We start from the raw sequence: 7,189 nt of genomic DNA, 5'->3' as shown, positions 1-7,189 counted from the left end.
ACCCGGCCGGCGCGCCCGCCGAGGCCGGTACCGGAGCGGCCCGCACCCTCGCCGGCGCGGGTCTGAACGTCAACCTCGCCCCGGTGCTCGACGTCTTCGACACGCCCGACAACTTCATCGACCACTTCGAGCGCTCGTACGGCCGGCAGCCCGAGGTGGTGGCCGAGTTGGGCTCCGCCTTCCTGGTCGCCCAGCAGAAGCTCGGGGTGGCCGCGACGGCCAAGCACTTCCCCGGCCTCGGCGCGGCCCCCCGCGAGGCGAACACCGACGCGGGCGCCGTCGTCCTCCCCGTCCCGCTCGCCGAGCTCCGGGCCCGGCACGAGGAGCCGTACCGCGCCGCCATCGCCGCCGGGGTCCGGCTGGTCATGGCCTCCTGGGCGGTCTACCCGGCCCTGGACGCCTACCGCCCGGCCGGCCTGTCGCGCACCATCGTCCAGGGCGAGCTGCGCGAACGCCTGGGCTACCGCGGCGTGACCGTCACGGACGCCCTCGAAGCCGGCGCCCTCGCCGATTTCGGCGACGCCGGTGACCGCGCCATCGCCGCCGCCGAAGCCGGGATGGACCTCGTGCTCTGCTCGGGCCGCGACGTCCACCAGGGCGACGCCGCCGTGGACGCCCTCGCCACCGCCCTCGACAGCGGCCGCCTCGACGTGGCCGGCTTCACCGAGGCCGTCCACCGTGTCGACGCCCTCCGCGGCTCCCCGACGGCCCCCTGACACCCGCCCGGCGACCCCTTCCCCGACGCGCACCGGGGGAGGGGGTGGCGCGGGGGTGGCGCGAAAAGAGGTGAAGGTGGTGCAAGGAGGGTGCACGATCGACCAACACGCGCCGATCCGTACCGGAAACGAGCGGACACGGAGGGTCATCCGGGTGGCAGGCTTTCCGCCGTGACTGTGCACCCACTCGTACACGAGATCGCCGACGCCTACCTGGCCCTGGTCGACGCCGCCGCGCCCGGGCTGGTCGAGGGCCTGTACGTGGTCGGCTCGACGGCCCTGGACGACTTCCACCCGGCGCGGAGCGACATCGACTTCGTGGCCGTCACCGCGGATCCGGTGACGGCGGAGCAGCTCGCCGGGCTGGAGCGCGTGCACGCCCGGCTCGCGGTCCGCTATCCGCGCCCCGTGTTCGACGGCCCGTACCTCACCTGGCACGAGCTGGCGGGCTCACCGGCGCAGGCGCCGCCGGGGCCGCACGTGTTCGGGGGGACGGTCCGCCACCGGGTGGCGTCCGACCGCACGCCGGTGCTCTGGCACACCCTGGCGCGGCACGGCGTCACGCTCTGCGGGCCGAGGGCCCAGGAGCTGATGATCGACACGGACCCGGGGGAGCTGGCCGGCTGGACGGTGGGCAACCTGGCGGAGTACTGGCGCCCGTGGTGGCGGCGCTCCTCGCGGCTGGCGTCGCGGCCGGGACTGGCCTGCCTGAACGGGTGGGGGCCGGTCTGGGGGGTGCTCGGGGTGAGCCGTCTGCACTACACGCTTGCCACCGGGCGGATCGCCTCCAAGCACGGGGCCGGGGAGTACGCCAGAGCGGTGTTCGACGAGCGGTGGCACCGGATCGTCGACGAGTGCCTGCGGATCCGGGAGGGCGGGCGGCGGCGCTCGTTCTACCCGAACCCGTTCATCCGGCGGGCCGACGCGCTCGCGTTCACGGACATGGCGATCACGAGCGCCGAACTGCTGGGGACGGGTCGGCTCTCCCTCGGGGGGCTCGGGGAGTAGCGGGCCGGGTGCGTCGGGCGGCGGTGCGATCGCGCCATCGAAGCTCGGTTTCCCGTCTGATCGACGACTGTTCGCATCATCGCCCCCTGTGGCGTTCGAAGCGCATGACAGGGCCCGTTCCGTTCGCGCCGGGGCCCTCCGCCCATCCGGGCCGTCGACCGTGACGACTTGAAGAAATCTTCATCTGCAACGATGATGCTTCCCGCCGAACGGGCCGATTCAGGCCCGCCCACCGACGCGCAGGGAGAGACGGACGATGCCGGTCCCGCTGTACCAGGCGAAGGCGGAGTTCTTCCGCACGCTCGGGCACCCGGTGCGCATCCGCGTCCTGGAGCTGCTCCAGGACGGGCCGCGACCGGTGCGCGAACTGCTGGCCGCCATCGAGATCGAGCCCTCGAACCTCTCCCAGCAGCTCGCGGTGCTGCGCCGCACCCAGCTGGTCACGGCGACCCGCGAGGGCAACACCGTCGTCTACGCCCTGAGCACGCCCGACGTCGCCGAGCTGTTGCGGGCCGCGCGGCGGATCCTGACCGAGCTGATCACCGACCAGGGTGCGCTGCTCACCGAACTGCGGGCACCGGAGACCGGTGCCACGCCCGCGGGCAACCGATGACCAGCCCGTCGACCGAAGGAGCGCCCGGCCCCATGAGCGAGAACACCGGCGAGCGCGGCCGGGAGGCCGAGGCCACCCGGGAGGAGAAGGCGCGGCGCAAGGCCATGCTGATCCGGGCGGGCATCTACATCTTCGCCACCCATCTGTTCGCGGGGTTCGTGCTGCTGCTGTTCGCCCTCGGCGACCGGAAGTAGCGGCGGGCGGTCCCGGCCGGGAGCGGCCGGGACCGGTGCGGCGCGGTCCGCCGGCCGCCCGCCGTGATCAGTGCGGGGCGTCCTCCCCGGTGTAGCGGAGGCTGGTGCTGGTCCAGGCGTAGACGCCCTCCACCAGCTCCCGGGTGCCGTCGAGGTACCAGCGCCCCGAGGGGTGCCGGAGCAGCAGGCTGCGGCGCAGCGCGTCGCTCTCCGCCTTCAGCCGGTCGATCCGGGCCCCGACCGCGCGGGCGGCCCGGCTGCGGGTGCAGCCGCGGATCCGTTGCAGGGTGAGCACGGTGTTGAAGGCCGCGACGTTCTGACGCTCCTCGCGGTCGGCCGAGTAGAGGTCGTTGATCAGCGTCGCCGCGTCGGCCGTGTTCGCCCGCAGCCGGTGCAGGGCGGGGTCGGCGTGCAGACCGGCCGGTGCCTCGCCGCCGTGGACGTGCTCCAGTATGTCCATGAACGGGTAGAGGCAGCTGGCATGGCGCCGCAGCCGTACGGTCTCGGCGAGGTCGGGCTGGGTGCGGGCGGCCCGGTGGGCGGTCTCGGCGAGGAAGGTCCTCAGACAGGAGCGCCACTCGGCGGCGGCCCGCCGGCGCCAGCCCGGTGGCATGGGGGCGGTCTGCCGCTGCCACAGTTCCCGCCAGGCGTCGAGCAGGTGGGGCTGCGAGGTGCCCGGGGGGACGGGCCGCCCGGCGAGCACGGCGAGCAGCGGTTCGACGATGCCGCGGGCCTCGGCGGGGTCGCGTCCGGGCGGGCCGTCGAAGCGGTCGTCCAGGATGGTGAACCAGCCGAGGATGTCGACCAGCAGGTCCAGCTCGGCGCCGCGGGCGCGGGGATAGGAGTGGCCGATCAGCTCGGGCAGCGCGTAGGTGTGGTACCGGGCCAGGTCCTCCGGGGCGAGCAGACCGTGGGCGAGGGCCCAGTCGCTGTGCCGGGCGGTGGCCGCGCGCAGCTCGCCCGCGGTGCGCGGTTCGGCCTGCGGGCGCAGGGTGTCCGGTGCGCGCAGGGCGGCCGGGGGAGCGGCCGGTGCCGCCAGGGCTTCGAGGGGGACCGGCGGCGCCGGCCGGGGGACGGTGCCGACCGGCCGCAGGGTGATGACCGGTCGGACGGTGGTGACCGGGCCGAGGTCGGTGACCGGGACGATCGTGCTGAGCGGTCCTAGGTAGTCGGCCGGGCGCGCGGTGCGGACCGGGTCGGCGGTGCGGGAGGCGGTCCGCAGGGCGCTCGCGTGCGGGCCCTCCGCGGTGCTGGCGGAGCGGCGGTTGGCGAGCGAGGACTGGGCGGGGAGCACGGCGGAGCCGACGGGACCGGCCGAACCGGAGGAGCCGGTGGGGCCGACCGGGGCCGGCCGTGACCCGCGTGGTCCGCGCGGGCCGTACGGAGCGTGGGGAGCGTGCGGACCGGAATCGGACTGGCGCGGCCGGATGATCGGGAGGCACTGGGCGGGCGAGTCGTCGTGACCGCCCGCCGGCGTGCGGCGCGGGCCGGGGGCGTGCGGGGCGCGGCCCCCGCGCGGTGTGAGCCGCACGCGCAGGCCCTGGGCCTGGACGGTCGTCCACACCACCTCGCGGGCCCGTGCGCCGGGGACGGCCGTCGGGCGCCAGCGGCGCAGGATGGCGGCGGCCGCCACGGTCAGCTCGGCCCAGGCGAAGGCCTCGCCGATGCACTTGTGCTTGCCGGCGCCGAACGGCAGGAACGCCTGCCGGGCGGCACCCGTGCCGCCTGCCGGACCCTGCGCCCGGTCGGCGCCGTACCAGCGGCCGGGGTGGAAGCGCGTCGGCTCCGGGTACAGCGCGGGGTCGCGGTGGATCGCGGTGAGGCTGTACAGCAGTTCGGTGCCGGCGGGGATGAGGTACGGGCCCAGGTGGACCGGCACCCGCGCGGTGCGCATCAGGAACGCGTTCGGCGCGTGCAGCCGGACGACCTCCTGGGTGACGGCGCGGGTGTAGCCGAGGCGGGCCAGTGCCTCCGGGGTGGGCACGGTGCCGGCCGGGAGGTGCTCGTCCAGCTCGGCCAGCACCCGCGCCTCGACCCCGGGGTGCCGGACCAGCTCGTCGATCAGCCAGGTGAGCGTGGTGGAGACGGTCTCGGTGCCGGCGCCGAACATGGTGATCGCCTCGGAGCGGACGTCGTCCTCGGTGAGGGGCCGTCCGGTGGCGGGGTCGACGGCGGCGCGCAGCAGCGCGGGCAGGGTGGTGCCGCGCCGGGCTCCGGAGCCGGTCACCGGGCACCCGCCGTCCGGCGCGGTGCCGTTGACCGCCTGGTCGACGACCTCGTTGAGCACCCGGACCGCCGCGTCGAAGCGCCGGTTGACCGGCAGCGGCAGCCGGGCGAAGGCCCGGTGGGGGTAGAGCGACTGGACGATCTGTCCCTTCACCATGTCGGGCAGCGCCCGGTGGAAGGCGACCGTGGCGTCCTCGCTCAGCCGGGCGTCGAACAGGGCGCGGGTGACGATCTCCAGCGCGAGGTGGTTCATCTCCTTGGCCACGTCGAGGATCTGGCCGGGGCGCCAGCGCCGGGCGCGCTCCTCGGTGACCTGGTGCATCACGGCGAGGTACTCGGCCATCCGGTCCGGGCCGAACGAGGGCTGGATGATCCGGCGGCGGTCGCGGTGGGCGCGGCCCTCGGACATCAGCAGACCGTCCCCGAAGGCGGTCTTGAGGGTGTCCTGGACGGCGCCGCGCGGGCAGTCGTGGGCGAGGGCCACCAGCAGGGTGTGGACCAGCCCCGCGTCGGTGACCACGCAGACCGTGCGCGGGCCGAGCCGGATCCGGACCACCGAGCCGTGCCGGGAGAGCGAGCCCAGGAAGCCGAGCGGGTCGCGCAGCAGGGCGGGGGCGTGGCCGAGACCGGGCACGGCGCCGGGGGCGAGCGGGGGGACGGCCGGGCTGCTTTCCGCCGGGGCGGTTCTGGGCGGGGCGGATGGTCTGTGGGTCTCGTTCGTCAGGATCATGACATCACCTCTCACCAGATGGACCGGGGGGACGGACCGGTGGGACGGACCGGCGTGACCCGCCGGAGCCGGACCGGTCGACCGGCCCGGCGCCGCGGTACCACCGGAGCCGCCGCCGCGACAGCCGGGATCCGGAGGCCTGTGGAAGCAGACCCCCGCGCGCGCCACGGAACGGAGGGCGCACGCCATGGGAAACGCGCCGGTCGCGTGAGCGTTGCGCCGTACCCGGATGGATCACTCCATCGGTGGAGTGTCCTCAAGGTCCGCCCGGCGTGTCCCGATGAGGGCGCTCCGCCGCACGCGGTCCGCGGACCCGGTCCCGCCGCCCCGCGGGTGTGCCGGTGCCGGGGCCCGCCGGGGCCGTCCTGCCTGGCGGGCAGGGCCTTTCGGCCCTCGGCGGGACGGTGCGCGCGGGTCCAGCATGGTGCAGGACCAAGGAGGACCCTCTGATGACCCGTCTGCGCCACCGGCCCGCGCTCGACCTCCGCGTGGAGATCCGGGGCGAACTGCCCCGCGAGGACGCCGAGTACGCCCGGACCCGGTCGCTGGCGCTGATCGCGGACCTCGGGCCGGACGTGCGTGCCGCCCGGATGCGGCTCACCCGGCCGCGCGACCGGTCGGTCACCAGGCCCGCCGTCGCGCAGGCCTCGGTGGAGCTGGAGGAGGCCGGCCGGGTGCGGGTGGAACTGGCCGCCGTGACGGCGCGCGAGGCGGTCGACCTGGCGCTCGGCACGCTCGCGGGGCGCGCGGTGCGACTGCGCGAGCGGGGTGACATAGGGCTCGCCTCGGCGTTCGAGAGCTCCTACCGGCCGCAGTACGCACCGCGCCCGCCCGCCGAACGGCGGATCGTACGGCGCAAGTCCGTGCGGCCGGCCCGCCGCACGCCCGAGCAGGCGGTCCGCGAGATGCTGGCGCTGGACTACCGCTTCCACCTCTTCTCGGACGCGCTGACCGGTCAGGACAGCCTGGTCCACCGCAGGCCCGGCAGCGGCGGGTTCCGCCTGGTCCGGGCGCACTCCACGGCCGGGCCCGGCGGCCCGGGGCCGTCGCCCGTCGAGGGCCCGCACCCGGCGCCCCGGCTGGATCCCGCCGAGGCGGCCCGCCAACTCTGGCTCACCGGCTGGCCGTTCGTGTTCCACACCGATCCCGGCGACGGTCGCGGCCGGGTGCTCTACCGCCGCTACGACGGCCACTATGGCTTGATCACGCCGGTAGCGGGAGCCCACTGACGGGCAGGTAGTGATCGGCACGGGCTGACCGGTACACGACCGACAACGGATGAGCTCACCCTCACGCTCTGGACGGGAACTGGGACCATGGACTGCGAAGAAGTCATGCTGACCGTCAGGATCACGGCCGCCGAGCGGGCCCTGCTGCGCGAACTCGCGCGCGGCCACGGCACCGATGTGTCGGACGTGGCCGTGGACGGTCTGCTGGACGTCATCCCCGGCCTGCACGTCCTGCCGGTGCCGCCGGTGTCGCCGCTCGGCGCGGTGCCGTCGGTCGGGCGGACGCCGCCGGTGGAGACCGCGCTCGCCGCCGTCCCCGGCGACGCGGGGGTCTCGCGGCTGCTGCGCGTACTGGCCCGGCCCGCCCCGTGCGCGGTGACCCTCTGGCTGCCCGCGCCGGTCGCCGACCTGCTCCCGCTGGTCGGCGAGCGGATCGCGGCGGTCCGCGGGCTGCGGGTCGGCCCCGCCGGCGC

The 7,189-nt window shown here is 75.6% G+C and carries 7 protein-coding genes; 6 read left to right on the top strand and 1 reads right to left on the bottom strand.

Annotated elements, in window-relative coordinates:
• The 4 genes from ABD308_RS24405 to ABD308_RS24390 form a co-directional block, all read left to right on the top strand.
• A partial coding sequence (locus ABD308_RS24405) for a glycoside hydrolase family 3 N-terminal domain-containing protein (RefSeq protein WP_344338608.1) occupies nucleotides 1-716 on the top strand: 716 nt, incomplete at its 5' end.
• Between the two features lie 171 nt (nucleotides 717-887).
• The gene (locus ABD308_RS24400) at nucleotides 888-1,724 is read left to right on the top strand and encodes an aminoglycoside adenylyltransferase domain-containing protein (protein WP_344338607.1); all 837 of its coding nucleotides are present in this window, start codon (nucleotides 888-890) and stop codon (nucleotides 1,722-1,724) included.
• 256 nt (nucleotides 1,725-1,980) lie between these two features.
• Entirely contained in the window at nucleotides 1,981-2,337 is a 357-nt protein-coding gene (locus tag ABD308_RS24395; RefSeq protein ID WP_344338605.1) for an ArsR/SmtB family transcription factor, read from the top strand.
• 32 nt (nucleotides 2,338-2,369) lie between these two features.
• Complete coding sequence (locus ABD308_RS24390) at nucleotides 2,370-2,531, top strand: DUF6126 family protein (protein WP_344338603.1); 162 nt, start codon at nucleotides 2,370-2,372, stop codon at nucleotides 2,529-2,531.
• 67 nt (nucleotides 2,532-2,598) lie between these two features.
• On the opposite strand, the gene ABD308_RS24385 is transcribed toward ABD308_RS24390, so the two are convergent.
• Nucleotides 2,599-5,487, bottom strand: a complete 2,889-nt coding sequence (locus ABD308_RS24385) for a cytochrome P450 (RefSeq protein ID WP_344338601.1) — start codon at nucleotides 5,485-5,487, stop codon at nucleotides 2,599-2,601.
• A 449-nt stretch (nucleotides 5,488-5,936) separates the two neighbouring features.
• Here ABD308_RS24385 and ABD308_RS24380 point away from each other — a divergent pair, with 449 nt between their 5' ends.
• The gene (locus tag ABD308_RS24380) at nucleotides 5,937-6,716 is read left to right on the top strand and encodes a sigma 54 modulation/S30EA ribosomal C-terminal domain-containing protein (RefSeq protein ID WP_344338599.1); all 780 of its coding nucleotides are present in this window, start codon (nucleotides 5,937-5,939) and stop codon (nucleotides 6,714-6,716) included.
• Nucleotides 6,717-6,803: 87 nt separating this feature from the next.
• On the top strand, nucleotides 6,804-7,189 hold a 386-nt coding region (locus ABD308_RS24375; RefSeq protein WP_344338596.1), incomplete at its 3' end, for a hypothetical protein.

Origin of the sequence: Kitasatospora putterlickiae (genome assembly GCF_039527695.1) — a bacterium.
In the GTDB taxonomy this organism is placed as follows: Bacteria; Actinomycetota; Actinomycetes; order Streptomycetales; family Streptomycetaceae; genus Kitasatospora; species Kitasatospora putterlickiae.
This window is presented reverse-complemented; position numbering and strand designations above follow the sequence as displayed.